The 1,176-nt window shown below is 55.9% G+C and carries 1 protein-coding gene; it reads left to right on the top strand.

Annotated elements, in window-relative coordinates:
* Positions 1-209: 209 nt before the first annotated feature.
* Positions 210-1,176 (top strand): polyamine ABC transporter substrate-binding protein (locus tag ALO64_RS09185; protein WP_054991703.1); only part of this gene is annotated, 967 nt, incomplete at its 3' end.

The following is a 1,176-nucleotide window of genomic DNA, read 5'->3' as shown; positions in this document are numbered from 1 at the left end:
TGACCCGCAGCTGGACCAAGATAAAGTCAGGTAAATAAGCCTGTCATCAAACCTGTGGATGCTGCGTAGCCTTGGCTGCGCAGCCTCCAACAGACAGGAATATTGCCTAAACCTTTGCTGGTTGGACGCATAGACGGTAAGTTGCGCGCCGGTTTGGTTTTCCGGACGCCCTCCGGCGCTCAGGCCCCTCTGTTAAAAGGACTCATTCTTTGTCTATTTCTATTTTTTCCAAAGCCTTGCTGGCGGCTGCCGGGCTGACACTGTCGATCAGTGCTCAGGCTGAATCCACCGTGCATATTTATAACTGGTCCGATTACATCGGCAAGACCACACGGGCGGACTTCGAAGCCGCGACCGGCATCAAGCCGATGTACGACGTGTTCGACTCCAACGAAACCCTTGAGGCCAAGCTGTTGGCCGGACGCACCGGCTATGACGTGGTGGTGCCGTCCAATCACTTCCTCGGCAAGCAGATCAAGGCTGGCGCGTTCCAGAAACTCGACAAGTCGCTGCTGCCCAATTACAAGAACCTCGACCCGGCGCTGCTCAAGCGCCTGGAGAAGAACGATCCGGGTAACCAGTACGCAGTGCCATACCTGTGGGGTACCAACGGCATCGGTTACAACGTCGAAAAGGTCAAGGCAGTGCTGGGTGTCGACAAGATCGACTCCTGGGCGGTGCTGTTCGAGCCTGAGAATATCAAGAAGCTGTCCAGCTGTGGCGTAGCGTTTCTTGATTCCGCCGATGAAATGTTGCCAGCGGTGCTCAACTACATGGGGCTGGACCCCAACAGCACCAAGGAAGCGGACTACAAGAAGGCCGAAGCCAAACTCATGGCGATTCGTCCTTACGTAACCTATTTCCACTCCTCCAAATACATCACTGATCTGGCCAATGGCGACATCTGTGTTGCAGCCGGTTTTTCGGGCGATGTGTTCCAGGCCAAGGCGCGCGCAGAAGAGGCAGGCAAAGGCGTGAAGCTCGCTTACAGCATCCCGAAGGAGGGCGGCAACCTGTGGTTCGATATGCTGGCCATTCCGGCAGACTCGAAAAACATCAAGGCCGCCAGCGCCTTCATCAATTACATGCTTGACCCCAAGGTGATCGCCCAGGTCAGCGATGAAGTCGGCTACGCCAACCCCAATCCCGCCTCCGGCGAGTTCATGGACCAGAAAA

It is taken from the genome of Pseudomonas meliae (assembly GCF_001400515.1).
Classification (GTDB): domain Bacteria; phylum Pseudomonadota; class Gammaproteobacteria; order Pseudomonadales; family Pseudomonadaceae; genus Aquipseudomonas; species Aquipseudomonas amygdali.
The sequence above is the reverse complement of the archived record's forward strand: the minus strand, read 5'-3'. Positions and strand labels throughout refer to the sequence as shown.